A 22,769-nucleotide genomic window follows, 5' to 3' on the forward strand; every position below is an offset into this window, starting at 1 on the left:
ATTTTATCTCTGCGGCAATTCGGCAATACGCTCCACCATCATCAGAATATCTTCTCGCTGCAGCGGTTTTTTATCCGTGACAAAATGCAGCGTCATTCCTTCAATAAACGCATCCAGCGCCCGCGCCGTAACCGGATCAAACCACTGCTCTAACGTTTGTTGGCTACGTAGCATCCAGTTCTGCATCACCGTTTTCAACGCTGGTTTACGGCTGGCGAAAGCATACAGCTGATACATAAGCTCCATATTATCAGGCGTTGTGACCTGGGAGCCGTAAATCATATCGGTAATCGCATGGCAGGCCGCCTGCGCATCAGCAACGTCGGCAAAAAAATCCTGGTACTGCTGAGACATAGTATGCGTAAAACAGCTGAATGCCTCCAACAGCAGATCATCTATTCCTGCAAAATAATAGGTCATTGAGCCCAGTGGCACCTCGGCAATCATAGCGATTTTACGATGTGTAACCCCATGAATACCATGGATTACTATCGCCTTAAGGGTGGCCTGAACTATTTTTTCCCGCCGCTGCGGATCGTTTGCACGTCGCACTGCATTTCCTCTTCTTGCATTTGTGTACAAATGTACACAACCTTGCTAATGTTGTCTTCTTTCCTCTTTTCTTTGGCTCGAATTCATGACTGGCATCTCATCACGCAAAGCCTTAAGACGTCGCACCTGGGCGCTGTTCACGTTCTTCTTTTTACCAGGATTATTAATGGCCTCCTGGGCAACGCGTACCCCTGCCATCAGAGATATCCTCTCAATCTCTACCGCCGAAATGGGCGCGGTGCTGTTTGGACTCTCTATTGGTTCGATGAGTGGCATTCTTTGTTCGGCCTGGCTGGTGAAACGATTTGGCACGCGCAAAGTGATCCGCACTACCATGTCATGTGCGGTCATTGGGATGGCTATCCTCAGCGTGGCGCTCTGGCTGCATTCCGCCTGGCTTTTCGCATTTGGTCTGGCCGTGTTTGGCGCCAGTTTTGGCGCAGCAGAAGTGGCCATCAACGTCGAAGGTGCGGCGGTTGAACGCGAAATGAATAAAACCGTGCTGCCGATGATGCATGGTTTTTACAGCCTGGGTACGCTGGCGGGCGCAGGAGTCGGGATGATGCTTACCGCCTTCAGCGTCCCGGCAAACGCGCATATTCTGCTGGCGGCGCTGGTAGCTATCACTCCTATCTTTATCGCCATCAAAGCAATTCCTGACGGCACGGGTAAAAATGCCGCTGATGGTTCTCCCTCCGGTGAAAAAGGACTGCCTTTTTATCGCGATATTCAGTTATTGCTGATTGGCGTCGTGGTGCTCGCAATGGCATTTGCTGAAGGTTCCGCCAACGACTGGCTTCCGCTGCTGATGGTGGACGGTCATGGGTTTAGCCCAACATCAGGCTCTCTGATTTATGCCGGATTTACGCTGGGTATGACCGTTGGCCGCTTTACTGGCGGCTGGTTCATCGACCGCTACAGCCGCGTCACGGTGGTGCGCGCCAGTGCGCTGATGGGCGCTCTCGGGATTAGCCTGATTATTTTTGTCGACAGCTCTTGGGTGGCGGGTGTTTCCGTTATTTTGTGGGGACTCGGTGCATCACTCGGCTTCCCGCTGACCATTTCAGCCGCCAGCGACACCGGTCCCGATGCACCAACCCGCGTCAGCGTTGTCGCAACAACCGGCTATCTGGCGTTCCTGGTTGGACCGCCGCTGCTGGGCTACCTGGGTGAACACTACGGCCTGCGCAGCGCTATGCTGGTGGTGCTGGCGCTGGTGCTTGTTGCCGCCATCGTCGCGAAAGCGGTGGCGAAACCGGATCTCAAAAATACCACGGTGATGGAGAACAGCTAATGAGCATCAAATTAATTGCGGTCGACATGGATGGCACATTTTTAAGTGACCAAAAAACCTATAACCGTGAGCGCTTTATGGCGCAATACCGCCAGATGAAAGAACAAGGGATCCGCTTTGTGGTCGCCAGCGGCAATCAATATTATCAGTTGATTTCCTTTTTCCCCGAACTGGCCAGTGAGATCTCATTTGTTGCCGAAAACGGCGGTTGGGTAGTCAGTGAAGGTGAAGATGTTTTTAACGGCGAACTGGCAAAGGATGATTTCCAGGCCATCGTTGAACATCTGCTGACCCGTACAGACATTGATATCATTGCCTGTGGTAAAAGCAGCGCCTACACGCTGAAGCAGTACAGCGATGAACATAAAGCTGTTTCCGCCATGTATTATCATCGTCTCGAATTTGTAGATAATTTTGACAATCTTAACGACGTTTTCTTCAAGTTCGGGCTGAATATTTCCGACGACAGAATCCCACAGGTGCAGGCCGATCTCCACGAGGCGATTGGCGACATTATGGTGCCGGTGCATACCGGCTACGGGAGCATCGATTTAATTATTCCTGGCGTGCATAAGGCAAATGGTCTGCGACTGCTGCAACAACGCTGGAATATTAACGACGATGAGGTTGTTGTGTTTGGCGATGGTGGAAATGATATTGAAATGCTGCGCCAGGCGGGATTTAGTTTTGCAATGGCCAACGCCCATGAGCCGGTTATCAAGGCGGCGAAATATCGCGCGGGATCGAACAACGAAGAGGGCGTCCTGGATATTATCGACCGCGTGTTAAAGAATGAAGCACCGTTTACGCATTAACGCCTCAGCACAGACGGCAACAAAATGATGGCATGATCTATTCATAATCCGCCTCAAATTAACCCACTGGATTATTACTTCCAGTGAATATTTCAGGTGAGCGGATTATGAAGAAAAGTGTACTGATGGCGACATTGTTGCTGGGTTTTGCAGGGTCAGTATTTGCACAAAGCGTTACCGTTGATGTACCAAGCGGTTATAAAGTGGTGATCGTGCCCTCTTCCGTCAGCGTGCCTCAGGCGGTCAACGTGACTACCGCGCCACAAACGGTGTATGTTGCCCCGGCTCCTGCCCCGGCTCCTGTTTATCGCGCACATCCTTATGCGCGACATGTTGCCAGCGTCGGTGAAGGCATGATCATCGAACATCAGATTGACGATCACCACTAAGTTTCTGCCAGGCCCGGGCTACCGGGCTTTAGCCTTCCCGGGAATCCCCTACCCGTTTATCTTTCAGGAAGATCACCATAAGAATCAGCCACAGCACCCCGCTGGCCAGATTGAACAAGCTGAACAAGCCGTTGCCTCCCAGCAGATAAGCGTGTTTACTCAGCTCGATACCAACGGTAAAAATCAGCATCTGCAACATACCCATTGCGGCAGAAACCGTACCTTTACTCATTTCACTGGCAAACAGCGTCAGGCGCACCAGCCCCGCATTCGCCACGCCAATGCCAAACGCATAGATACTCAAACCCGCCGTCATCCATAGATATGCATGAGATGACACCACCGTGGCCGCAGCGGCAATAATCAGGCCAACGGCAATTGGCCAGCCGCCCATGATAATCAGCGAACGCACGGTTTTTCGCGAAGTCAGACGCGCCAGCACCAGGTTACCGGCAATCAGCGCACCAAAAATCGGCACCTGCAACAGGCCATATTCGTAACTACTGAGATGTTCTCCGCTGATGATAATAATCGGAGATTGCGCAATCCACGCCAGTAACGGCAGGCTGACAAAACCCAACGCCAGTGCGCCTGCAACGAAACGCACGTTCCTTAGCACCAACTTATAATCCTTGCCCAGCTCTTTAATGGACAGCTTTTCACCCAGCCGGGTTGCCGTTTCCGGCATCGCGCGTTGCAGACCAAAAAAGGAGATGGCCGCCAGAGCAGCAAACAGGATAAACATCCCTTCCCACGGCAGAACATGTACCCAGGCTGCGCCTACCAACGGACCCAGCAGCGGCGCAATCAGCGCCACGTTTGCCATCAGCGCGGTAATTTTTATGCAGACCGCTTCTTCAAAGGATTCCTGAATGGCGGCGTAACCCACCGCACTAATAAAGCACAGGCTTATCCCCTGCAAAAAACGCAGGAAAGTAAATTGCTCAATATTCTGTGCAAGCAGGGTCGCAAGGCAGGTCACGATGAACCAGAGCACGCCGGTTAACATTACCGGACGACGCCCAACACGATCCGATAGCGGTCCTAACAACCACTGTAAAAACATGCCGCCAGCCAGATAGGCAGTCATGGATGTGGGTACCCAATCTAATCCGGCATTGTATTGCTCCACCACCGCCAACATTCCAGGCTGGATCATATCGTTGCCGATATAAGTAGAGAATTCGTAAAGCACCAGACAGAGAGGGAAAAGTAATGCCTGACGCCCCAAACGGGCGCCTGAAGATAAACGGTTCTGCATGCAGTCTCTTAGCTATAGAAAAATCGCGCAAAGTGTAATAAATGCGCCGTACTGGTGATAGTGAATTATGTGATTTGAAAGCAAAATGCGCACATTTTTACATTCATTTGCTCAAGAAGATTTTGCTTTAAGGTTAATTTAAGTTGAGACCGCTATCATGCTCAATAAGTCTCATTAATTGTCTTAAAAATAGTCATTTAGCAGACAAATAAGACAAGACCGCTTTTTATCCCGTGAAAGCAATTTTATGCTCTCGCTCCCATGGGCCTTTTTAACGATTACACTGAGTCTGGACGTTATGCTGGAAAATCTGAACAACTCACTTTTTTACCTGATCAATGCAACACCCGACTCTGCGCAATGGGCAATTTCGCTCGCCATTTTCATTGCCAAAGATCTGATCAGCATTGTGCCGCTGTTAGCCGTTGTGCTCTGGCTTTGGGGACCGCGTGGTCAGGTTACGCTCCAGCGCCAGTTGGTCATCAAAATGGCCATTGCGTTGATAGTTGGTCTGACGATTTCCTGGCTGATGGGACATCTGTTCCCTCACGATCGCCCGTTTGTAAACCACATCGGTTACAACTTCCTGCATCATGCGGCAGATGATTCTTTCCCGAGTGACCACGGTACGGTTATCTTTACCTTTGCACTGGCCTTCCTGTTCTGGCATCGCCTGTGGACGGGCGCTCTGCTGATGGTCGTTGCCGTGGCGATTGCCTGGTCGCGGGTTTACCTTGGCGTACACTGGCCGCTGGATATGCTGGGCGGATTACTGGCTGGGTTGATCGGCTGTCTGAGCGCCCAGATGATCTGGCAGCGCTTTGGCGAGACCCTGTACCTCGGCTTGCAAACTTGCTATCGCGCCTGCTTCGCCCTCCCCATCCGTAAAGGTTGGGTACGTGACTAACCCACGGTAAAAAGAGTAGTATTAAGCGCGAAACTGAGCACTTATTCTATTCTCCAGGGGAACTATGGAAACTCGACGCGACGAGCGTATTGGTCAATTACTGCAGGCGCTGAAACGCAGCGATAAATTACACCTCAAAGAAGCCGCAACGTTGCTGGGCGTGTCTGAGATGACCATTCGTCGCGACCTGAATAATCATGATGCTCCCGTCGTACTGCTCGGGGGCTATATTGTTCTGGAACCCCGCAGCGCTAACCATTATTTAATCAGCGATCAAAAATCCCGTCTGGTTGATGAAAAACGTCGCGCCGCCCAGCTGGCGGCGAGTCTCGTGCAGGCGCATCAGACCATCTTTTTCGATTGCGGTACTACCACACCGTGGATCATTGAAGCGATCGACAATGAACTGCCCTTCACCGCAATCTGCTACTCGTTGAATACGTTTCTGGTGCTGCAGGAAAAACCGCAGTGCCGCGTCATTCTGTGTGGTGGCGAATTCCATGCCAGTAACGCGATTTTTAAACCGCTCGACTTCCAGGAAACGCTGAACAATCTGTGTCCGGATATCGCCTTTTATTCCGCGGCAGGCGTTCATATCGAGAAAGGCGCGACCTGTTTTAATCTGGAAGAACTGCCGGTGAAGCACTGGGCAATGTCGATGGCGCAGCATCACGTTTTGGTGGTCGATCACAGCAAGTTTGGCAAGGTGCGGCCTGCGAGGATGGGGGAATTAAAACGCTTTGATACCATCATCAGTGATAACCGCCCTGACGATGAGTTTGTTGAGTACGCTAAAGCGCAACGTATCACGCTGAAGTATTAAGAGATACTGCCGGACGGCGATTGCGCCATCCGGCAATAGGTAAGATTAAGAGAACCAACCACCAAACCACTGGTGGAATTTCATCATCACAAAGTCCCACATGCGGCTAAAGAAACCACCCTCTTGCACATCTTCCATCACCATCAACGGACGTTGCTCAATGGATTTTCCGTTCAACTGAAAGTCGATAGTGCCCACAACCTGACCTTTCTTCAGCGGTGCAGTTAGCTGTGGTTCAGTCAGGGTAAAGCTGGCCTTCAGGTTTTTGAGCTGGCCACGCGGGATGGTCACAGAACCGCCTTCTCCGGCCCCCAAATTCACTTCACTCTTATCGCCAAACCATACGCGCTGAGTAACGAAAGTCGCATCCGGCTTGATCGGCGTAACAGTTTCAAAGAAGCGGAAGCCCCAGGTCAGCAGCTTTTCTGACTCATTAAAACGAATGCGATCGGTTTTCGCCCCCAGCACCACGGAGATCAGGCGCATATCGCCCTGGGTTGCGGAAGCCACCAGGTTGTATCCCGCCCCGGCAGTGGTCCCGGTTTTCATACCGTCCACGTTCAGGTTGGTGCTCCACAAAAGACGGTTGCGGTTCGGTTGACGAATTTTATTGAAGGTAAATTCTTTCTCTTTGTGAATAGCATACTCTTCTGGCACATCGTGAATTAACGCCTTCCCGAGCAGCGCCATATCACGTGCGGTACTGAACTGTCCTGCCGCATCCAGGCCGTGCACCGTCTGGAAAGTAGTGTTGGTCAGCCCCAGTTTTTTCGCATAGCCGTTCATCAGACCAATAAAGGATTCCTGGCTGCCGGCAACGTAATCAGCGAGTGCAATACAGGCATCGTTACCTGACTGAATGATAACGCCTTTATTCAGATCTGACACCGCAACCTGATCGCCGGGCTTGAGGAACATGACCGACGAACCGCGCAGGGCTGGATTACCGGTCGCCCAGGCGTCTTTGCCCACGGTGACCATGTCGTTGAGGTTAATTTTTCCGGCCTTCAGCGCCTGCCCAACCACATAGCTGGTCATGATTTTGGTCAGACTGGCAGGATCCAGTTTCTCATCAGCATTACCTTCCGCCAGCACCTTGCCACTGGCGTAATCCATCAGAATCCACGCGCGCGCGTCCACGCTCGGCGGGGCCGTCGGTTGCTCCGCCGCCTGTACGGTCGGCGCCAAAAGGATTAAGAGTGCAGAACCTGCAGCAAAGCTGCGAAGTGAAGAGAAGTATTGCGTCATAAATGCCACCCGAGTATCCATTCCAAAAAACCACGTCATACCACACCGTGTTTACACAAAACCGGCCAAGCGACCTCGACCAATCCATGCAGAAAAAGTCTGATGGATGACGTGTAAAATAAGTGCGGTGAGTAATAACGCACTAACGAGCTTAAAGAAACCGTAAGTTGGTAAAGTTTTTAAAGTTTATGCAATAACGCCGCGCTGCGCTGCTCCTGGCACGATTTTTTTAGACTTTGTTGCGTAAATATTAGGTTTACCCCACCATGTGAGCTAGTCAGATGGCATCTGCAGCCATAAAGCTGCTCAATTAATTTGCGGGGTTACTATGATTACACTGTGGGGTCGCAATAACTCGACCAACGTAAAAAAAGTATTGTGGACGCTCGAGGAACTGGAACTGCCGTATAACCAAATTCTGGCGGGCGGACAGCATGGCGGTAACCGCGATGCCGACTATCTGGCACTAAACCCGAACGGACTGGTCCCGTTGCTACGCGATGATGAAACGGACGTTGTTCTGTGGGAATCCAATACCATTGTCCGCTATCTGGCCGCTCAGTACGGACAAAAACGTTTGTGGATTGACGCTCCGGCCGCGCGCGCCGTCGGCGAAAAATGGATGGACTGGGCAAATCAGACGCTAAGCCCCGCGCATCGGGTTATCTTATTTGGCCTGGTCAGAACACCTGCCGATCAGCGCGATCTAGCGGCCATTGAGGCCAGTAAGCAAGTTTGCGATAACCTGTTTGCCATTCTGGATAACGCGCTGGCAGACCAGTCATGGTTCTCCGGGGCTGAATTTGGCACGGCGGATATCGCTGTGGCACCGTTTATCTATAACCTGTTCAACGTTGGCCTGAGCTGGACCCCGCGCCCGCATCTGGAACGCTGGTATCAGCAACTGACCGAGCGCCCGGCGTTTCAAAAAATCGTGATGATCCCGGTCAGCTAAACAAATCAGGGACTCACTTTTAGTAATTCCCCGTCGGACTCGTCGGTTAACACGTACATATAACCATCTGGTCCGACGCGCACATCACGGATCCGTTGCCCCCTTTCCTGCAACAGACGACCATCCTCAGTGACCGTATTCCCTTTAACGCTCAGTACGATCACTTCTTTATCTTTCAACGCGCCGATGAACAACTTCTGCCGCCACTGTGGAAAGGTATCGCTATTATAAAAAGCCATTCCGCTGACCGCTGGCGACTTTTCCCAGTAAAAGATGGGTTGTTCCGTGCCAGCAACAATTTGACCTTTTGCTTCGGGAATTTTCAAACCACTGTAGTTAACACCCCAAGTCGCGATAGGCCAACCGTAGTTTTTCCCTTTCTCGGGGATATTAATTTCATCGCCTCCGCGTGGGCCATGCTCATTGAGCCACAACACATCACTCCACGGATTCATCGCCATACCCTGCGGGTTGCGGGTGCCATACGACCAAATCTCTGCCCGCGCTCCCGCCATGTTCACAAACGGATTATCCGGTGGAATTTTGCCCTCATCGGTAAGCCGTACGACCTTGCCCTGCAGCTTATCCAGATCCTGGGCGGTAGCGCGTTGATTATTCTCCCCCAGGCCAATAAACAGATAGCCGTTGCCATCAAATACCAGACGTCCACCAAAATGGTTTCCGGTGGAAAGCTTTGGCTGTTGGCGAAAAACGGTCTGAAACCCTTGCAAATGTTTGAGATCGTCACTCAATCGCCCGTAGCCTACCGCGGTGCCCGCTTTGCCTTCGCGGTCGGCTTCAGCGAAGCTTAGCCACACCCGACGGGATCGTTCAAAGTCCGGAGCTAACACCACATCAAGCAATCCGCCCTGACCATTCGCCCAGACTTTTGGTACGCCGGTTAGCGGGTCGGAAAGCCCTTTATCAGGCTGCCAGAGTCGAAGCTGCCCACCTTTGAGCGTAATGAGCATACCTCGGTTATCGGGTAAAAAAGCCAGTGACCATGGATGATCGAGTTTGGTTTGCAGCACTTCCACTTTTACCGCGATGGCATAAGAGGAAAATAGCGCAAGTGGGATAGCACAGAGAAAGAGTAGACGCATAACACCTCCTTAATGGCTCTGCATAAAGCGTAGCCAGCAAGGGGAATCACCCCGTCATATTTACATAATCTTAACGAAAAGGGGGAGCGCCCTCCCCCTGATTCAGACGTGTTCCAGCGTTGGGTAAGATTGCAAACTCTGGATACTCAGCGTCAGCGTTGTCAGGCAGTTTTCCAGTTTCTCTGCGTTAACGGCGATAAACGTTGGACAATCATGGTGTCCACTCATAAGACAAACAGCGGCGGCGGCTAACGCCCCTTCAGCACGATGAAGGGCATTCCACTCTTCCTGATCAAGATGCATACCGTGAAGCTGTGATTGTTCGTGCAATTCGCGATTCAGTGCAAAAAAATTATCACGCAGACGATCGCTCTCGCTGACTGACATGTAGCCTTTCGCCTTTCTCAACAGCAGATAAGCGGCAAGTTCGATACGGGCGTTTATCAATTTGTTGAGAAGATCGGTTCTCAGTCTGTCAACAACCATACTTTGTTCCTCCTCTTTCCAACTATGGTGCAACTTAATAGTATGGTTGTTTTTTGAACAAAGTCGTGTCCAGGATCAATCCATCACTTAAAATTAACATAATTTACAAATAATCTTTAATTCCGCGCCCGGCAGGCCGCTGATGGTATGAGATTGCGATACAATTTTTGTTCAGAACTCTGTAGAATCCCTGCCCTGAATATTCCAATAACTGAACACTTTTTACGCTATGAGCAATGTAACCCACCAGCCGAAAATCGGCTTTGTCTCCCTCGGCTGCCCGAAAAACCTCGTCGATTCTGAGCGCATCCTGACCGAACTTCGTACCGAAGGCTATGATGTCGTGCCAAGCTACGACGACGCGGATATGGTTATCGTTAATACCTGCGGCTTTATCGACAGTGCGGTTCAGGAATCCCTGGAAGCAATCGGCGAAGCGCTGAACGAAAACGGCAAGGTGATCGTCACCGGTTGTCTGGGCGCGAAAGTCGATCAAATCCGTGAAGTCCACCCGAAGGTGCTGGAAATCACCGGGCCGCATAGCTACGAGCAGGTTCTGGAGCACGTTCATCATTACGTACCCAAACCAAAGCATAATCCGTTCCTGAGCCTGGTTCCTGAGCAGGGTGTCAAGCTGACTCCGCGCCACTACGCCTATCTGAAGATTTCTGAAGGCTGTAACCACCGCTGTACGTTCTGCATTATTCCATCCATGCGCGGCGATCTGGTGAGCCGTCCGATTGGCGACGTCCTCAGCGAAGCCAAACGTCTGGTCGATGCGGGCGTGAAAGAGATTCTGGTAATCTCTCAGGATACCTCTGCGTACGGTGTGGATGTGAAGCATCGTACCGGTTTCCATAACGGCGAGCCGGTCAAAACCAGCATGGTTGATCTGTGCGAACAGTTATCAAAACTGGGGATCTGGACGCGCCTGCATTACGTCTACCCCTACCCGCACGTTGATGACGTGATCCCGCTGATGGCAGAAGGGAAAATCCTGCCGTATCTGGACATCCCGTTACAGCATGCCAGCCCGCGTATTCTTAAATTGATGAAACGCCCAGGCTCCGTAGACAGACAGCTGGCGCGCATCAAGCAGTGGCGTGAAATCTGCCCTGAACTGACGCTGCGCTCCACCTTCATTGTTGGTTTCCCGGGTGAAACGGAAGAAGACTTCCAGATGTTGCTCGACTTCCTGAAAGAAGCTCGTCTGGATCGCGTGGGCTGCTTTAAATACAGCCCGGTAGAAGGCGCTGGCGCTAATGACCTGCCGGATCAAATCCCGGAAGAGGTGAAAGAAGAACGCTGGAACCGCTTTATGCAATTGCAACAGCAGATCTCTGCTGAACGTTTGCAAGAGAAAGTGGGCCGCGAGATTCTGGTTATCGTTGATGAAGTTGACGAAGAAGGCGCAATTGGTCGTAGCATGGCTGATGCTCCGGAAATCGACGGCGCGGTATACCTGAATGGTGAAACCAAGGTGAAACCTGGTGATATCATCCGCGTGAAGGTCGAAAACGCAGATGAATACGATCTGTGGGGTTCACGCGTTTAATAAGCGTAACTCAACCGTAGGCCGGATAAGCGTTACGTCTTATCCGGCCTGTAATTTATCCTTTTATCTTCGGGTCCAGCGCGTCGCGCAGACCATCTCCCAGTAAGTTAAACGCCAGCACCGTCAGGAATATCGCTACCGCCGGGAAAATCGCCACGTGCGGCGCGATCACCATGTCAGCACGCGCTTCATTAAGCATTGCCCCCCACTCCGGCGTCGGCGGCTGTGCGCCTAATCCCAGAAATGACAGGCTCGCGGCAGAGATGATCGACGTGCCAATTCGCATGGTAAAAAAGACCACGATCGATGAAACCGTACCCGGCAGGATATGGTTAAAAATGATGGTCGTATCGCTGGCACCAATACTGCGCGCAGACTCAATAAACGTCTGTTGCTTCAGCACCAGTGTATTTCCGCGCACCAGGCGCGCGAAAGCAGGAATGGAGAAAATGGCCACGGCGATAATCACGTTCGCAATGCCGCTGCCCAGCACGGCGACCACGGCTATCGCCAGCAGAATGCCGGGAAAGGCGAACAGCACATCGCAGATACGCATAATCAGCCGATCCCACCAACCTTCGTAGTATCCCGCCAGCAGACCCAGCACTGTGCCAATCGCCGCGCCAATAAACACGGCAAAGACTCCTGCCGCCAGCGAGATTTGGGCGCCAACCAGCACGCGGCTAAAGATATCTCGTCCCAGAGAATCGACACCAAACCAGTGCAGCATCGACGGCCCATCATTCAAACGGTCATAATCGAAGTAATTTTCGGCATCAAATGGCGTCAACCAGCGAGCAAAAATCGCCACCATGATCAGGAGCAATACAAACAGCCCAGCGAACATCGCCATGTGCTGTCGACGAAAACGACGCCAGAACTCATGCCACGGTGTGCGTATCTGCTCTGGCTTAACAAGGGGCATTGCATTCAAAATCGCCTGTCGGCGCCAGTTAAAAAGTCGCATCCTTACTTGTACCTGATAGCCGGATTAATGGCGGCGTAAAGCACATCCACCACTAAGTTGATAAGAATAAACTCCAGAGAAAACAACAGTACCTCGGCCTGAATCACCGGGTAGTCGCGCATTTCGACGGAGTCAACCAGCAGTCGCCCAAGCCCAGGCCAGTTGAACACCTTCTCAACCACGATTGATCCACCAAGCAAAAAGCCAAACTGTAGTCCCATCATGGTGACCACCGGGATCATTGCGTTACGCAGACCATGTTTTAACACCACCCAGGTCTCACTCACCCCTTTAGCCCGCGCGGTGCGCATATAGTCTTCGCTGAGCACATCGACGAACGAGGCGCGGGTAAACCGGGCCAGCACCGCAGCCACCGCCGCGCCCAGCGTAATAGACGGGAGGATATAGTGCAGCCAGGTGTCAGCGCCAACGGTGGGTAACCAACCGAGCTCAACGGAGAATATCTGCATGAGCAGCATGCCAAGCGCAAACGCCGGGAACGAGATCCCGGTGACCGCCAGCGTCATACTCAACCTGTCCGGCCAGCGATTGCGCCATACGGCTGCAATGATCCCCGCCGTCATACCAAATAACACAGCCCATGCCATACTCGCAATTGTCAGCCATAACGACGGCATAAAACGGCTGGCTATCTCTTCGGAAACCGGGCGACGAGAAACCATCGACGTGCCAAAATCGCCTTGCAACACGTTGGTCATGTAATGCCAGAACTGAATATGCAGCGGTTGGTCCAGCCCCAACTGCTTGCGTACCAGTTCAATCACCTCGGCATCAGCTTCCGGTCCGGCAATCAGCCGGGCCGGATCGCCGGGTAACAGGTGAACAAATAAAAACACCAGCACCGCAACAATCAACAGAGTTGGAATCAACCCCAGCAGGCGCTTGAAAACATAGTTAAGCATCACACTCCCTTCGCCGGCCCCTGGTTAGCGGGGCCGAATGAATAGCTTATTTTAAATCCGCATCATCAAAGCTAAATCCGGTATCCGGCATAATCCAGAACCCGGTCAATCTGGTGCTGTGCGCCGAAATCAGTTTTTCCACTACCAGTGGGATCCACGGCGACTCTTTCCAGATAATATCCTGCGCATCCTTGTACAGCTTCGCTTTCTGCGCCGGATCGTTGGTTTGCAACGCTGCCGCTAAATCACTGTCCACCTGCTTATTGCTATAGAACGCCGTATTAAACAGTGTTGGCGGCCAGTTTTGTGATGCAAATAGCGGTGACAGCGCCCAGTCAGCTTCCCCCGTAGAGGCAGACCAGCCGGTGTAGAACATCCGCACCCCGCTCTCTTTCTGCGCTTTACCCTCAACTTCCGCCGCGCGCTGGCCGGCATCCATCGCTGTTACCTGAGCCTTAACTCCCACCTGCGCCAGCTGCTGCTGGGTAAATTGCAGCACTTTCTGCGCGGTACTGTGATTATGCGAAGACCATAGCGTGGTGGTAAAACCGTTCGGATAACCTGCTTCTTTCAGCAGTTCGCGCGCTTTCGCCGGGTCGTATGGCCATGGCGTATAGCTTTGCGCATAGGCTATCGACGGAGGAAGAACGCCCGTTGCTGGCGTGGCATAACCCGCAAACGCCACTTTCACCAGCGCCTGGCGGTTGATGGCATAATTCAGCGCTTCACGCACCTTCGGGTTGTCGAATGGTTTTTGCGTGACGTTCATGCTGATATAACGTTGCATAATAGACGGACTGGCCACCAGTTCCAGGTTTTTGTTCTTCGCCAGTAACGCCGCCTGCTCGTAAGGGATCGGGAAGGCAAACTGCGCTTCCCCGGTCTGCAGCATGGCCGCACGCGTGTTGTTGTCGGTCACCGGACGCCAGGTAATCGTATCCAGCTTTGGCAGCCCTTCCTGCCAGTAACCCGCGAACTTCTTAACCTTCACAAAATCTGTCTGATTCCAGGTATCAAGCTGGTACGGCCCGGTCCCCACAGGGTGGAAACCGATCTCCTTACCGTATTTCTCCAGCGCGGCGGGAGAAATCATTGCCGTTGCCGGATGTGCCAGAATATTGATAAAAGCAGAGAATGGCTGTTTGAGCGTAATATTCACCGTCGACGGATCGACGACTTCGGTTTTATCGATATTCTTATACAGGTTGTAGCGTTTCAGACGGTTTTCCGGATTGCTGGCGCGGTCGAGGTTGGCTTTAACCGCATCGGCGTTGAAGTCGGTGCCATCCTGAAATTTCACGCCCTGACGCAGCTTAAGAGTGTAAGTCAGGCCATCATCAGAAACCGTATAGCTCTCTGCCAGCACATTTTTCAGCTTCATCTCTTTATCAAGACCAAACAGTCCCTGATAAAACGACTTCGCTACCGCCTGCGACAATGTGTCATTCGCGTCATAGGGGTCAAGCGTGGTGAAATTGGATCCTACCGCTACCACCACGTCTTTGGCGGCCCAGCCAGGCGATGCGGCCAGCGCAGAGGCCACTCCCACAGCAACCAGCCATTTCCGAGCAACAATTTTTGTCATGTTATTCTCCTTAAACCCTGTCTGCCTGTTATAAACGTGAAAGCGCATTTTCTGGTTGCCCACGCGCAACATAATGTTCCGGGCCAACTAACTGTAACGACACGGGGGAAATCTCTTCGCCGCGCTTGCGGATATTGCTGGGGATATCATCCGACAACAGCACACGCTGTGGTCGGTGATGCGATGGATCGGCAACTGGTACTGCCGCCATCAGTTTGCGCGTATACGGATGTTGCGGATTTTCAAACACCGCGCGTCGGGGGCCAATCTCAACGATTTGCCCGAGATACATCACCGCCACACGGTGACTGATCCGTTCCACCACCGCCATATCGTGGGAAATAAACAGGTATGCAATTCCCATTTCCCGCTGCAGGTCGAGCAACAGGTTGATAATTTGCCCACGAATTGAAACATCCAACGCCGAGACAGATTCATCGGCAATAATCACTTTGGGATTGAGTGCCAATGCCCGTGCAATACAGATACGCTGACGCTGACCGCCGGAAAACTCGTGCGGATAGCGCCAGGCATGCTCAGGCAGCAATCCTACGCGTTCCAGCAGCCATGCAACTCGTTTTGACCCCGCATCCCCCTGCAATAACCCATGCACCCGTAGCGGCTCCAGAATGGAATATCCCACCGTCTGACGTGGATCGAGCGAGGCATACGGATCCTGGAAGATAAACTGAATATCCCGACGCAGCGGCTGCAACTTGCTGGCAGCAAGGGTATCAATACGCTGTCCGTTGAAAATGATTTCCCCACGCTGAGACTCAACCAGGCGCAACAGCGCCCGCCCGGTGGTGGATTTCCCACAGCCCGACTCACCCACCAGCGAGAGCGTTTCTCCCGGCCACAGGTCAAAGCTGACGTTTTCCACTGCATGCACCTCGCGAGTTACGCGATTTAGAATGCCGCTACGCAGAGGAAAACGCGTCACCAGGTTACGTACCTGCAAAATTGGCTCGCCTTCAACCACGGTATCCTGTTCGGTCTGTGGCTCTACATGGCTGGGATCGTGTAATGAAATAAGCGGGAAACGGCGCGGAAGTTCATGCCCGTTCATTGCCCCAAGCTGCGGCACGGCTGCCAGCAGCGCTTTAGTATAAGGATGCTGGGGAGCGTGAAAAATCTGCTCAACGCTGCCGGTTTCTACCGCCTCGCCCTGATACATCACCAGCACGCGGTCGGCAATATCCGCCACAACGCCCATATCGTGGGTAATAAAGATCACTCCCATCGACATATCCTGCTGCAACACTTTTATCAGTTGCAGGATCTGCGCCTGAATGGTGACATCCAGCGCGGTTGTCGGCTCATCAGCAATTAAAACCGCAGGGCGACACGACAGTGCCATGGCGATCATCACCCGCTGGCGCATACCGCCGGAAAGCTGGTGTGGATAACGCGATAAAATCGCCTTCGCCTCGGGGATACGCACCTGATCGAGCATTCGCTTCGCTTCTACCATCGCCTCTTCGTGACTGGCACCCTGGTGCAAGCGGATAGACTCGGCAATTTGCTCGCCCACGGTAAACACCGGATTAAGCGATGTCATAGGCTCCTGGAAGATCATCGCGATATCCGCACCGCGCACGTGACGCATTTGTGATGCGCTCTGTTCACCCAGCTCAATAACCTGTCGATTACGGCGTCGGAGGAGCATTTCATCGCAGCTCACCTCGCCGCCGGACTGTTCAATCAGACGCATCAGCGACAAGGCGGTCACCGACTTACCAGAACCAGACTCGCCGACTATCGCCAGCGTTTCGCCACGCTTCAGGCGAAATGACAGATTGCGCACTGCGCTGACACGCTGCTGCTCCTGTTCAAAGGCAATATTCAGATTGCTGACTGCCAGCACATCGCTGGCATCAAGCTCATCACTGTGTGGCAACGCTATCTCCTTTTTCCCGATAAATACCGGTGGTTGGCGTATCACCTGCGTATCCCCAGGCGCGGTACATGCCTTCGCTGTTAAACGGCAAAGCGACATTGCCTTCATGATCGATAGCAATTAAACCGCCGCTGCCGCCAAGCGCCGGTAATTTTTCCATCACTACGCGTTCACACGCTTCGGATAAACTCAGACCGCCGTAGTCCATCAACGCCGCAATGTCATAGGCCGCCAAAGCACGAATAAAGACTTCTCCGGTTCCGGTGCAGGAGACTGCCACACTTGCATTATTGGCATAACAGCCTGCGCCAACCAACGGACTGTCACCCACCCGCCCCGGTAATTTATTGGTCATCCCGCCGGTCGATGTTGCTGCCGCCAGATTGCCAAACATATCTAACGCGACCGCACCCACGGTACCCATTTTGTTGTTTTCATCCAGCGGGCTCGCGCTATGGTCCAGCACCGTTTCACCCGCTGTTCGCGCCGCCAGAAGTTGAGCGTAGCGTTCTGGCGTCGAGAAAATATCCGCTGATACGCGCTCCATACCCTGCGCAATGGCAAAGTTTTCAGCCCCTTCACCTATCATCATGACGTGTGGGCTGTGTTCCATTACCAGGCGTGCCGCGAGAATCGGGTTTCGCAGATGGCTTACCCCGGCGACGGCGCCTGCGTTCAGCGTATTACCGTCCATCACACAGGCGTCCAGCTCATGGGTTTCATCACGGGTATACACCGCGCCAATTCCGGCATTAAACAATGGACACTCTTCCAGCAGGCGCACGGCCTCGGTAACGACATCCAGTGCGCTACGACCGTCTTCAAGCATCCGCTGGCCGGTTTCAACGATATCCGACAGCGCCTGTATATAACGCAACTCTTGCTCCTGGCTCAGCTGCGAACGGGTAATAGCCCCTGCGCCGCCGTGAATTGCAATGACTGCTTTACCCATTTTTTTCGTCCATTAGGTGGCAGGTACCGGGGTTATAAATATCAGAATTTCTGTGACTTATTGATTCGATTTTTGAATATAGAAAGATGCAGACGTCATGTAAAGGTTAAGGCCCGTACCTCACCCCCCCATCCCATCAGGTTATTTAGATGAGTTAATCAGAAAGGGGATCTTCCAACATCGTTGAATATATTATTCAAGCCGATCGGCAATCTGTTTTTTTGCATAAAACACAAAGCGTTCAACAGACGGCATAGACGCAGCCCAGTTCTTTTTGGTTAACCCCAGGTATTCCGCACGCGCGGCTTGCAGCGTGTCAGCATACTCAACGGGTAATTGCGGTATAAGCCAGGAGGCGGCTTCATCTTTAGCGACAATATTGCCCGTAACCAGGCTGTACCAAATACGCGCCAGAGTAAGGATGATATTTCGCTCGTCACCCTCTAAATCGCCCGTTTTCTGCCACATATCAAGAATATGCCGAAATGTTTGCACAACATCGCTAAAAGGAATGACGTTGAATAACGTCTCAGCGGCTTCACCGAACAACGCTACGCTGGCGCGCCTGGCCTGGGTCAGCAGGATGGAAAGATCAGGATCCACCTGTGTCGGTTCAACAATTCCCGCGCGAATATCGTCACGCAACCATTCGCCAAATTGCATTTCTCTTGACGGTGGGAATTGCCAGGGTACAAGTTGTGAATAGATCACGATGGTCACTTCCAGCGCCCGATATCTATCAACGCTACCAGGCGGGGCTGATATTTCCAGAAAACCCTGCATCAGATCTTTTCTTTGCCGGGTATTAAGTGGCTGCCTAATGGTAACCAGTAAATCGATATCGCTTTGGGGCTTTAAGCCACCTTCAACAGCAGAGCCATACAAATGAACAGCAACCAGGTCGCCCTCGATAATCCGCGCAATCAGTGCACTGGCGGCATTCACCTGCCGTCGAATTGAATCCGGGATAGTCGCAGACATTTAGCCTCCTGGAGAAAAAGCAGAAATCATGAGTCTATACTGCATTTTTCCTGTAGCGCTAATCTCTGGCAGAAAACCTGTATCAGATCTGATCCTAAGCCTGAGGTAGCATACTGTCCGCGTCCATTTTCTGACATAATGAGCGGATTCGATTTTGCCCCGCAGGAGTCTTCTCATGGAATTTACCGCCGGACTGATGCCGCTTGAAACGGCTCTTTCTCAGATGCTTTCGCGTATTACCCCACTCACCGCCGTCGAAACGCTGCCGCTGGTTCAATGCTTTGGCCGCATTCTGGCCACCGACGTCGTCTCCCCGATTGATGTGCCGGGATTCGATAACTCGGCAATGGATGGCTATGCGGTGCGATTAGCCGATTTACAATCAGACCAGCCTCTTGCGGTGGCTGGCAAAGCCTTTGCTGGACAGCCATTTCACGGCGAGTGGCCTGCGGGAACCTGCATCCGTATTATGACCGGAGCCCCGGTGCCTGCCGGTTGTGAAGCCGTGGTAATGCAGGAGCAAACGGAACAAACTGACGACGGTGTGCGTTTTACCGCCGACGTCCGCAGCGGACAAAATATTCGTCTGCGCGGTGAAGATATTGCAAACGGCGCGGTGGTATTCCCCACAGGAACTCGTCTGACAACCGCCGAGCTTCCCGTGCTGGCTTCGCTCGGTATTGCCGAGGTCCCCGTTGTGCGTAAAGTCCGCGTGGCATTGTTCTCCACCGGTGATGAGCTGCAATTGCCGGGTCAGCCGCTGGGCGACGGGCAGATTTATGACACAAACCGTCTGACCGTTCACCTGATGCTGCAGCAGTTGGGCTGCGAGGTGATCAACTTAGGGATTATTCGCGACAATCCCAACGCGCTGCGGGCCGCATTTATCGAAGCCGACAGCCAGGCCGACGTCGTCATCAGCTCTGGTGGCGTTTCGGTAGGCGAAGCGGATTACACCAAAACCATTCTGGAAGAGCTGGGAGAAATTGCCTTCTGGAAGCTGGCTATCAAACCCGGTAAACCGTTCGCCTTTGGCAAACTGAGCAACAGCTGGTTTTGCGGCCTGCCGGGTAACCCGGTGTCTGCTGCCCTCACCTTTTATCAACTGGTACAACCGCTGCTGGCGAAACTCAGCGGCAACACCGCCTGTGGGTTGCCTCCGCGCCAGCGCGTGCGCACCGCTTCACGCCTGAAGAAAACGCCAGGGCGTCTGGATTTTCAGCGTGGTGTATTGCAGCGTACCGCGGAAGGCGAACTGGAAGTCACTACCACCGGGCACCAGGGCTCGCATATTTTTAGCTCCTTTAGCCAGGGCAATTGCTTTATTGTGCTGGAGCGCGATCGCGGTAACGTTGAGGTCGGAGAATGGGTTGAAGTTGAGCCATTTAACGCACTGTTTGGAGGTCTGTAATGGCAGAACTCAGCGACCAGGAGATGATGCGCTATAACCGGCAAATCATTCTGCGCGGCTTCGATTTCGAAGGTCAGGAAGCGCTCAAAGATGCGCGGGTACTGGTCGTTGGTCTGGGGGGACTGGGATGTGCTGCAACCCAGTACCTTGCTGGTGCTGGCGTCGGGCATTTAACCCTGCTCGACTTTGACACGGTCTCCGTGTCGAACCTCCAACGCCAGACGCTGCACAGCGATGCAACCGTAGGGCAACCAAAAGTGATATCCGCTCGTGACGCGCTAACGCGGATTAACCCTTATATCGCCATTACGCCGGTGAATGCGCTGCTGGACGATAGCGAGATTCACGCGCTTATTGCCGAACACGATTTGGTGCTGGACTGTACGGATAACGTCAGCATCCGCAATCAGCTGAATGCCGGATGCTTTGCCGCCAGAGTTCCGCTGGTTTCCGGTGCAGCAATTCGCATGGAAGGGCAAATTACCGTCTTTACGTATCAGGAAGGCGAGCCCTGCTACCGTTGCCTGAGCCGTTTGTTCGGTGAAAACGCCCTGACCTGCGTAGAAGCCGGAGTGATGGCCCCGCTGATCGGCGTGATCGGCTCGTTACAGGCGATGGAAGCCATTAAGCTGCTGGCAAACTACGGTAAACCGGCATCCGGAAAAATCGTCATGTACGATGCCATGACCTGCCAGTTTCGCGAAATGAAGCTGATGCGTAATCCGGGGTGCGAGGTCTGCGGGCAATAAACGAAAGCCCCGGCGGCGTTTGTTATCCGGGGCTGAATTAATATACGTTCAATACGTCAGTGATTTAACGTCATCTTCAGAAAGCCCAGTAATCCTCACGATGACCGCCCGTGGGAGACCATCGTCCAGCATTGAGTGAGCAATGCGTAACGCTTCCTCGCGGCGGCCTTCAACCAAGCCTTTTTGCATTCCTTCCCGCATCCCCTTTCGCTGTCCTGCCCTACGTATTTTTTCCACAATATTCATTGTACTCTCCTTGTGTTCGGGTACCCGCTGCGCCAGCTTGCGCATAAATCGTCCAAAGCGCGGTTTGTGACCGTGCTGGATTAGCAGGTAATTAAACAGCGCTTTTAGCTGGCTGTCATTAGCGCTTCCGGTAACCAACAGCGCGGCCAGCTTGTCCACCAACCCCATCAAATCGCGCTGACGAATATGCTTTTGAATCAGTTCCAGAAGAGCAATGCGTCGGTGCTGCATAATTTCTTCATCTGGAACAACGGTAATATCTACCAGCGGAAAAGCTGACAGGTAGAGCTGACGTGCAAGTGTTGGATTATCAAACTCATCCAGCCAGCATAGAGAGAAGGGATAAGGTGTATCGATTCCGTGATAAAACAGCATCGGCACAACTAAAGGTAACGTATTATGCCCGGCGTCGAGGTGATTTTGCATTGCCGCTATCGCATAACGCATCAGGCGAAATGCCATATGAACATCCGGGCGGCTTTGATGTTCGATTACGACATAAATATAGCCGTGCCCTTCACTGGTTTTCATCGACCAAAGTACATCGGAATAATATGCACGTAAGTTATCCTCGATAAAACTGGTCGGTTGCAGCTTTAATGTCGAAAAATCGCACAGCGTTCGTAGCGTGGAGGGAAGATGGATTTCAATGAAATCGCGCGCCGTTTCCGGGTATTTTAAAAACGTTTTAAATAGCGCATCGTGCGGCGTGGATGTGGGTGATTTTTTCATGGCGGTCCGTCACCTGATTAACATGATGACACGACTGTACCTGCCATGATGACGGGTCGCATGCCGACTTTGTCGGTTTTACGAGGGGGATTCGCAGATAAAAGCGTACAACTGCAACACATTCATTTTGACGGAATCATGTACGCAATAATGCCGGGGCTACATCCCGGCACTCTCGTTTAAATAGATGTGCGACCGAATGCGCTCTGCCAGTCGTGCTCAAACTTCGCGACGGCAGCATCAACTGCCGGAGAGCTAATCATCTGCTGAGCAACGTCCAGCGGTAGCGTGATGGACTCGCAGCCTGCCAGCAGGCAATCCAGCGCCTGACGCGGCGTTTTAAAACTGGCTGCCAGTACTTTGGCGTGCGGGGCATGCATTTTCAGTAACGTCTGCAGGTCGGTCACCGTCTGAATGCCATCCCCTCCTTGCGCATCCACGCGGTTAACGTATGGCGCAACATATTCCGCACCTGCCAGTGCAGCCAATAACCCTTGAGCTGCACCGTATACCGCAGTACCCAACGTCGGGATCCCTTCTTCTTTCAGCAATTTTATAGCCGCCAGACCTTCTGCTGTTACCGGCACTTTGACCACGATATCAGCAATGATTGCCCGCAGCTTACGCGCATCGCTAACCATCCCTTCGGCAGTGGTCGCCATCACCTGAGCAAACAGACGGCCTTGTCCTCCCATCGCTTCCTGCAGTTGCGGCAGTAGTACTTCCAGCGTCTGGTTCCCCGCCGCCACAATGCTCGGGTTAGTGGTCACCCCTGCCAGCGGGAAAATGCGCGCCAGAGCTTTTACCACATCAACATCAGACGTATCTAAATAGAGTTCCATAACCTTTCCTCAAACGATTAATTAGCATGAATAAAAGGTAACACGGCGAAACCTCACGGTTAGTTGACGCACGTCAATATAACTTTCATTCGA

The 22,769-nt window shown here is 52.6% G+C and carries 22 protein-coding genes; 9 read left to right on the forward strand and 13 right to left on the reverse strand.

Features of this window, described 5'->3' with window-relative positions; translation table 11 throughout:
- Window positions 1-3 precede the first annotated feature (3 nt).
- Window positions 4-552, reverse strand: a complete 549-nt coding sequence (locus OGX66_RS09145; RefSeq protein ID WP_003035341.1) for a TetR/AcrR family transcriptional regulator — start codon at window positions 550-552, stop codon at window positions 4-6.
- 85 nt (window positions 553-637) lie between these two features.
- Between OGX66_RS09145 and OGX66_RS09150 the strand changes: the two genes are divergently transcribed.
- The 3 genes from OGX66_RS09150 to OGX66_RS09160 all read left to right on the forward strand — a co-directional run bounded on the left by OGX66_RS09150 (window position 638) and on the right by OGX66_RS09160 (window position 3,050).
- Entirely contained in the window at window positions 638-1,846 is a 1,209-nt protein-coding gene (locus tag OGX66_RS09150; RefSeq protein ID WP_003836950.1) for an MFS transporter, read from the forward strand.
- Window positions 1,846-2,661 carry a Cof-type HAD-IIB family hydrolase gene (locus tag OGX66_RS09155; RefSeq protein ID WP_003035335.1) on the forward strand — a complete coding sequence of 272 codons (816 nt, stop codon included), beginning with the start codon at window positions 1,846-1,848 and terminating at the stop codon, window positions 2,659-2,661. Before OGX66_RS09150 ends, OGX66_RS09155 begins: the two co-directional genes overlap by 1 nt.
- 107 nt (window positions 2,662-2,768) lie before the next feature.
- The gene (locus OGX66_RS09160; protein WP_003035330.1) at window positions 2,769-3,050 is read left to right on the forward strand and encodes a hypothetical protein; all 282 of its coding nucleotides are present in this window, start codon (window positions 2,769-2,771) and stop codon (window positions 3,048-3,050) included.
- 28 nt (window positions 3,051-3,078) lie between these two features.
- On the opposite strand, the gene OGX66_RS09165 is transcribed toward OGX66_RS09160, so the two are convergent.
- Window positions 3,079-4,311, reverse strand: coding sequence for an MFS transporter (locus OGX66_RS09165; RefSeq protein WP_286511440.1), 1,233 nt, complete (start codon window positions 4,309-4,311; stop codon window positions 3,079-3,081).
- A gap of 298 nt (window positions 4,312-4,609) precedes the next feature.
- Here OGX66_RS09165 and ybjG point away from each other — a divergent pair, with 298 nt between their 5' ends.
- Both ybjG and deoR read left to right on the forward strand, forming a co-directional pair.
- Window positions 4,610-5,218 (forward strand): undecaprenyl-diphosphate phosphatase, encoded by a 609-nt coding sequence (gene ybjG, locus OGX66_RS09170; RefSeq protein WP_058842573.1) that lies wholly within the window; start codon window positions 4,610-4,612, stop codon window positions 5,216-5,218.
- A 64-nt stretch (window positions 5,219-5,282) separates the two neighbouring features.
- On the forward strand, window positions 5,283-6,041 hold the full coding sequence (deoR, locus tag OGX66_RS09175) for a DNA-binding transcriptional repressor DeoR (protein ID WP_003836960.1): 759 nt from the start codon (window positions 5,283-5,285) through the stop codon (window positions 6,039-6,041).
- A 45-nt stretch (window positions 6,042-6,086) separates the two neighbouring features.
- Here deoR and dacC read toward each other — a convergent pair whose 3' ends face one another.
- Window positions 6,087-7,289 (reverse strand): serine-type D-Ala-D-Ala carboxypeptidase, encoded by a 1,203-nt coding sequence (gene dacC, locus OGX66_RS09180; RefSeq protein ID WP_003035316.1) that lies wholly within the window; start codon window positions 7,287-7,289, stop codon window positions 6,087-6,089.
- Window positions 7,290-7,617: 328 nt separating this feature from the next.
- On the opposite strand from dacC, the gene OGX66_RS09185 reads away from it, so the two are divergent.
- Window positions 7,618-8,244, forward strand: coding sequence for a glutathione S-transferase family protein (locus OGX66_RS09185; RefSeq protein WP_049003168.1), 627 nt, complete (start codon window positions 7,618-7,620; stop codon window positions 8,242-8,244).
- Window positions 8,245-8,249: 5 nt separating this feature from the next.
- On the opposite strand, the gene OGX66_RS09190 is transcribed toward OGX66_RS09185, so the two are convergent.
- Window positions 8,250-9,347 carry a PQQ-dependent sugar dehydrogenase gene (locus OGX66_RS09190; RefSeq protein WP_088902497.1) on the reverse strand — a complete coding sequence of 366 codons (1,098 nt, stop codon included), beginning with the start codon at window positions 9,345-9,347 and terminating at the stop codon, window positions 8,250-8,252.
- Window positions 9,348-9,449: 102 nt separating this feature from the next.
- Entirely contained in the window at window positions 9,450-9,833 is a 384-nt protein-coding gene (gene bssR / locus OGX66_RS09195; protein WP_003845496.1) for a biofilm formation regulator BssR, read from the reverse strand.
- A gap of 229 nt (window positions 9,834-10,062) precedes the next feature.
- Between bssR and rimO the strand changes: the two genes are divergently transcribed.
- Window positions 10,063-11,388: a 30S ribosomal protein S12 methylthiotransferase RimO gene (rimO, locus tag OGX66_RS09200; RefSeq protein ID WP_003035305.1), complete on the forward strand. Its 1,326-nt coding sequence runs from the start codon at window positions 10,063-10,065 to the stop codon at window positions 11,386-11,388.
- A 55-nt stretch (window positions 11,389-11,443) separates the two neighbouring features.
- Here rimO and gsiD read toward each other — a convergent pair whose 3' ends face one another.
- The 6 genes from gsiD to OGX66_RS09230 all read right to left on the reverse strand — a co-directional run bounded on the left by gsiD (window position 11,444) and on the right by OGX66_RS09230 (window position 18,696).
- Window positions 11,444-12,355, reverse strand: a complete 912-nt coding sequence (gene gsiD / locus OGX66_RS09205) for a glutathione ABC transporter permease GsiD (protein WP_094544822.1) — start codon at window positions 12,353-12,355, stop codon at window positions 11,444-11,446.
- A 2-nt stretch (window positions 12,356-12,357) separates the two neighbouring features.
- Window positions 12,358-13,278, reverse strand: a complete 921-nt coding sequence (gene gsiC / locus OGX66_RS09210; RefSeq protein WP_003836970.1) for a glutathione ABC transporter permease GsiC — start codon at window positions 13,276-13,278, stop codon at window positions 12,358-12,360.
- A 46-nt stretch (window positions 13,279-13,324) separates the two neighbouring features.
- Window positions 13,325-14,863, reverse strand: coding sequence for a glutathione ABC transporter substrate-binding protein GsiB (gsiB, locus tag OGX66_RS09215; protein ID WP_088902498.1), 1,539 nt, complete (start codon window positions 14,861-14,863; stop codon window positions 13,325-13,327).
- 28 nt (window positions 14,864-14,891) lie between these two features.
- Window positions 14,892-16,763 (reverse strand): glutathione ABC transporter ATP-binding protein GsiA, encoded by a 1,872-nt coding sequence (gene gsiA, locus OGX66_RS09220; RefSeq protein ID WP_058842491.1) that lies wholly within the window; start codon window positions 16,761-16,763, stop codon window positions 14,892-14,894.
- Window positions 16,750-17,715, reverse strand: a complete 966-nt coding sequence (gene iaaA / locus OGX66_RS09225; protein ID WP_003836974.1) for a beta-aspartyl-peptidase — start codon at window positions 17,713-17,715, stop codon at window positions 16,750-16,752. The genes gsiA and iaaA overlap by 14 nt, the downstream gene beginning before the upstream one ends.
- Before the next feature lie 192 nt (window positions 17,716-17,907).
- Window positions 17,908-18,696 (reverse strand): aminoglycoside adenylyltransferase family protein, encoded by a 789-nt coding sequence (locus tag OGX66_RS09230; RefSeq protein ID WP_088902499.1) that lies wholly within the window; start codon window positions 18,694-18,696, stop codon window positions 17,908-17,910.
- A 175-nt stretch (window positions 18,697-18,871) separates the two neighbouring features.
- On the opposite strand from OGX66_RS09230, the gene moeA reads away from it, so the two are divergent.
- Both moeA and moeB read left to right on the forward strand, forming a co-directional pair.
- Entirely contained in the window at window positions 18,872-20,107 is a 1,236-nt protein-coding gene (gene moeA, locus OGX66_RS09235) for a molybdopterin molybdotransferase MoeA (RefSeq protein ID WP_044701113.1), read from the forward strand.
- A complete protein-coding gene (gene moeB, locus OGX66_RS09240) occupies window positions 20,107-20,856 on the forward strand; it encodes a molybdopterin-synthase adenylyltransferase MoeB (RefSeq protein WP_049016251.1) in 750 nt (249 codons plus the stop codon). Before moeA ends, moeB begins: the two co-directional genes overlap by 1 nt.
- 48 nt (window positions 20,857-20,904) lie before the next feature.
- Here the strand turns inward: moeB and OGX66_RS09245 are convergent, their stop codons facing one another.
- Window positions 20,905-21,834 (reverse strand): Rpn family recombination-promoting nuclease/putative transposase, encoded by a 930-nt coding sequence (locus OGX66_RS09245; RefSeq protein WP_088902500.1) that lies wholly within the window; start codon window positions 21,832-21,834, stop codon window positions 20,905-20,907.
- 179 nt (window positions 21,835-22,013) lie between these two features.
- Window positions 22,014-22,676, reverse strand: coding sequence for a fructose-6-phosphate aldolase (gene fsa / locus OGX66_RS09250; RefSeq protein ID WP_049003174.1), 663 nt, complete (start codon window positions 22,674-22,676; stop codon window positions 22,014-22,016).
- Between the last annotated feature and the right edge of the window lie 93 nt (window positions 22,677-22,769).

Source organism: Citrobacter sp. Cf072 (assembly GCF_030334485.1).
Classification (GTDB): Bacteria; Pseudomonadota; Gammaproteobacteria; order Enterobacterales; family Enterobacteriaceae; genus Citrobacter; species Citrobacter freundii.

What these genes read in the sequence shown, in the direction of transcription:
- OGX66_RS09150 (WP_003836950.1), top strand. Translation starts at nt 638, where the DNA reads ATGACTGGCATCTCATCACGCAAAGCCTTAAGACGTCGCACCTGGGCG.
- OGX66_RS09155 (WP_003035335.1), top strand. Translation starts at nt 1,846, where the DNA reads ATGAGCATCAAATTAATTGCGGTCGACATGGATGGCACATTTTTAAGT.
- OGX66_RS09160 (WP_003035330.1), top strand. Translation starts at nt 2,769, where the DNA reads ATGAAGAAAAGTGTACTGATGGCGACATTGTTGCTGGGTTTTGCAGGG.
- OGX66_RS09165 (WP_286511440.1), bottom strand. Translation starts at nt 4,311, where the DNA reads ATGCAGAACCGTTTATCTTCAGGCGCCCGTTTGGGGCGTCAGGCATTA.
- ybjG (WP_058842573.1), top strand. Translation starts at nt 4,610, where the DNA reads ATGCTGGAAAATCTGAACAACTCACTTTTTTACCTGATCAATGCAACA.
- deoR (WP_003836960.1), top strand. Translation starts at nt 5,283, where the DNA reads ATGGAAACTCGACGCGACGAGCGTATTGGTCAATTACTGCAGGCGCTG.
- dacC (WP_003035316.1), bottom strand. Translation starts at nt 7,289, where the DNA reads ATGACGCAATACTTCTCTTCACTTCGCAGCTTTGCTGCAGGTTCTGCA.
- OGX66_RS09185 (WP_049003168.1), top strand. Translation starts at nt 7,618, where the DNA reads ATGATTACACTGTGGGGTCGCAATAACTCGACCAACGTAAAAAAAGTA.
- OGX66_RS09190 (WP_088902497.1), bottom strand. Translation starts at nt 9,347, where the DNA reads ATGCGTCTACTCTTTCTCTGTGCTATCCCACTTGCGCTATTTTCCTCT.
- bssR (WP_003845496.1), bottom strand. Translation starts at nt 9,833, where the DNA reads ATGGTTGTTGACAGACTGAGAACCGATCTTCTCAACAAATTGATAAAC.
- rimO (WP_003035305.1), top strand. Translation starts at nt 10,063, where the DNA reads ATGAGCAATGTAACCCACCAGCCGAAAATCGGCTTTGTCTCCCTCGGC.
- gsiD (WP_094544822.1), bottom strand. Translation starts at nt 12,355, where the DNA reads ATGCGACTTTTTAACTGGCGCCGACAGGCGATTTTGAATGCAATGCCC.
- gsiC (WP_003836970.1), bottom strand. Translation starts at nt 13,278, where the DNA reads ATGCTTAACTATGTTTTCAAGCGCCTGCTGGGGTTGATTCCAACTCTG.
- gsiB (WP_088902498.1), bottom strand. Translation starts at nt 14,863, where the DNA reads ATGACAAAAATTGTTGCTCGGAAATGGCTGGTTGCTGTGGGAGTGGCC.
- iaaA (WP_003836974.1), bottom strand. Translation starts at nt 17,715, where the DNA reads ATGGGTAAAGCAGTCATTGCAATTCACGGCGGCGCAGGGGCTATTACC.
- OGX66_RS09230 (WP_088902499.1), bottom strand. Translation starts at nt 18,696, where the DNA reads ATGTCTGCGACTATCCCGGATTCAATTCGACGGCAGGTGAATGCCGCC.
- moeA (WP_044701113.1), top strand. Translation starts at nt 18,872, where the DNA reads ATGGAATTTACCGCCGGACTGATGCCGCTTGAAACGGCTCTTTCTCAG.
- moeB (WP_049016251.1), top strand. Translation starts at nt 20,107, where the DNA reads ATGGCAGAACTCAGCGACCAGGAGATGATGCGCTATAACCGGCAAATC.
- OGX66_RS09245 (WP_088902500.1), bottom strand. Translation starts at nt 21,834, where the DNA reads ATGAAAAAATCACCCACATCCACGCCGCACGATGCGCTATTTAAAACG.
- fsa (WP_049003174.1), bottom strand. Translation starts at nt 22,676, where the DNA reads ATGGAACTCTATTTAGATACGTCTGATGTTGATGTGGTAAAAGCTCTG.